This window comes from Citrobacter sp. wls757, from assembly GCF_005280935.1.
GTDB lineage: Bacteria > Pseudomonadota > Gammaproteobacteria > Enterobacterales > Enterobacteriaceae > Citrobacter > Citrobacter portucalensis.
The window spans coordinates 1-1,961 of record NZ_SZWU01000024.1 but is presented as its reverse complement, the minus strand read 5'-3'; the positions used below and the strand labels follow the sequence as shown (position 1 = coordinate 1,961).

Below are 1,961 nucleotides of genomic sequence, written 5' to 3'. Positions count from 1 at the left end.
AAAACCGCCGCTCAAGAATCTTCCGGAAGATGTGTAAGGACATGCCCGGAACCGATTGCTGCAAAGGTACTGGCAGTCCACGGACAGGATGCCAGTTATGCATTTAATGTCCTGGCTGACCTTAAAGCAGCCGGTGCGTCATACACCCGCCGGAACATTATTGCGGATATGTTTCGCCGTCTTGGTGTGAATTAACCAGCTAAAGGGAAACTGCTATGAACAGAATTTTACCTCCAGTACGCGGCCTGAATATTCGGGTTCAGTGGGGTATGGCGCGCGTAATGAGAGTTATCGACCCGGTTAAGGCCCGGGGGGAAGAGGCCGATGCTCTTTTTGAAGCTCAACAGGCTGGCTATCAGGATTTCGGTCTGGGGGAATTCACGCCTCCTCACATGTTTGCTGACGAGCCTCAACTGGTGAAAGCATGGACAGCGGGCATGCAGTTCGCAAAATCATGCGATGAAACTGAAAACTGTGAACTCTGCCAGAACGAAGAAAGCGAACGCTGCCCGTTACATGGCTGAATACAGATACTTCACAAAAAAGGAAATTAAAAATGGGTACTCAAATCATCCAGACCATGTCCCCTTCACCCCTCATTATCCTGGTTGCAGAGAATGAAAATAACGCAACTGCGCCGGAAGAGTGGGATGTGATGGAATTCCGTACTCTTGCCGAGCTGAAGAAGCTGCGTAAACATTCTCCCGAGAAAATGAAAGGTCGCTACTTTTATGTACTCAGTAAGGGCGTGGATTCACAGTTTCGTCATATCAATTTAACTGAAGCCGGACACTTCAAACAGTTCGTACGCAAGATAGAACGTCTGGGGCTGTCGATTTAAAGCGGGCATGTACGAACCATTCACTCCGGGCGGGAAACGTTCAGGTTCTCGCTCTGTTTTGAAAAATGGCCAGTTTTGGTGGCCATCGTTTCCGGTGGCCACGTTCTGGTACAACGATACGGCCAGCAGGCCACTTTAGAACCGTAGCGACAGAAAATTCTGTCGCATTTAAGGAGAACGACAATGACAGAACACACTCTGTACGATGTCCCGGCGACCGCCCTGAAAGTGATGGCTCAAAATCTGGAGAACGCAAGCTACCCCGTTCGCATCAGAAATAATGACGATCACGCTTCACTTGCAGCAGGTGCACTGTGGACCTTTGCGAAACAAACTGGCCTGGATCGTGATAGTGAGTCGTTGGGAACGGTTTTGACTGATTTCCTGGGGGATCTGCTACACTTGTGTGAGCAATTTTCTCCGGACTCGTCCGGAGAAAAGCATCTGTGGGAATCACTGAAAACAGCTCTGATGCACTTTGAGCAGGAAAATGACGAACGGCTCTTCTGAATGTGACTGACAGAAAAGCAATTCAATAAGATGGCAGAAATTTCTCTGCAGTCTTATTGTCTGGTGCGTGATATGAAGCAGGCGAAAGCGCATCCCGACCTGAACTGCACCCCAAAAGTTGGATGCTCAACTGATTAAGGTGCGGTTTTTTTAGGCAATTCAGGAATAATACCTAGAACAATATCACCATATTCCACATAAAATCAGCGAGATAAAGGTAAGACGCCTGGTCAGTCTGGTAGGGGGTGAGGTATAATAATGATGGCGCTTGAGGCTTTTTGCCTCATGACGTTTCAGATGTTGTGTGGCAGAAAGAAGAAAGCCCCGTAGGAAGTTAATTAAATTAACCAACACACGAGGCGATCTGCTTGACTAGACACCAACAGAATAGCCTCTTAGACGCCGTAAGGCAAGGAGAAGAAGGCTATGAAACTGCCACGAAGTACCCTGGTTTGGTGTGTATTGATAGTGTGTCTTACATTGTTAATATTCACTTACCTGACACGGAAATCGCTCTGCGAAATTCGCTACAGGGACACGAACAGGGAGGTGGCGGCTTTCATGGCCTACGAATCCGCTAAGTAGCTAACCCCGGCGGGGGGAAACCCCC

Annotated in this window: 5 protein-coding genes and 1 pseudogene; all 6 read left to right on the top strand. The window is 48.4% G+C overall.

Annotated features, from left to right (window positions below):
• On the top strand, positions 1-195 hold a 195-nt coding region (locus tag FDW94_RS07745; protein ID WP_137377420.1), incomplete at its 5' end, for a hypothetical protein.
• 20 nt (positions 196-215) lie between these two features.
• Positions 216-524 (top strand): hypothetical protein, encoded by a 309-nt coding sequence (locus FDW94_RS07740; protein WP_137377419.1) that lies wholly within the window; start codon positions 216-218, stop codon positions 522-524.
• 56 nt (positions 525-580) lie between these two features.
• Positions 581-841 (top strand): hypothetical protein, encoded by a 261-nt coding sequence (locus FDW94_RS07735; protein WP_137377421.1) that lies wholly within the window; start codon positions 581-583, stop codon positions 839-841.
• Between the two features lie 183 nt (positions 842-1,024).
• Positions 1,025-1,351 carry a hypothetical protein gene (locus tag FDW94_RS07730; protein WP_137377418.1) on the top strand — a complete coding sequence of 109 codons (327 nt, stop codon included), beginning with the start codon at positions 1,025-1,027 and terminating at the stop codon, positions 1,349-1,351.
• 368 nt (positions 1,352-1,719) lie between these two features.
• Positions 1,720-1,869 (top strand): annotated as a pseudogene (locus FDW94_RS23965) (DUF5431 family protein); the annotation flags it as partial.
• Positions 1,814-1,936: a type I toxin-antitoxin system Hok family toxin gene (locus FDW94_RS07725; RefSeq protein WP_224776414.1), complete on the top strand. Its 123-nt coding sequence runs from the start codon at positions 1,814-1,816 to the stop codon at positions 1,934-1,936. The pseudogene FDW94_RS23965 and the gene FDW94_RS07725, both read left to right, overlap by 56 nt.
• Positions 1,937-1,961 lie beyond the last annotated feature (25 nt).

Excerpts from the sequence above, each read along its gene's own strand:
- FDW94_RS07740 (WP_137377419.1), top strand. The coding sequence starts at position 216 with ATGAACAGAATTTTACCTCCAGTACGCGGCCTGAATATTCGGGTTCAG.
- FDW94_RS07735 (WP_137377421.1), top strand. The coding sequence starts at position 581 with ATGTCCCCTTCACCCCTCATTATCCTGGTTGCAGAGAATGAAAATAAC.
- FDW94_RS07730 (WP_137377418.1), top strand. The coding sequence starts at position 1,025 with ATGACAGAACACACTCTGTACGATGTCCCGGCGACCGCCCTGAAAGTG.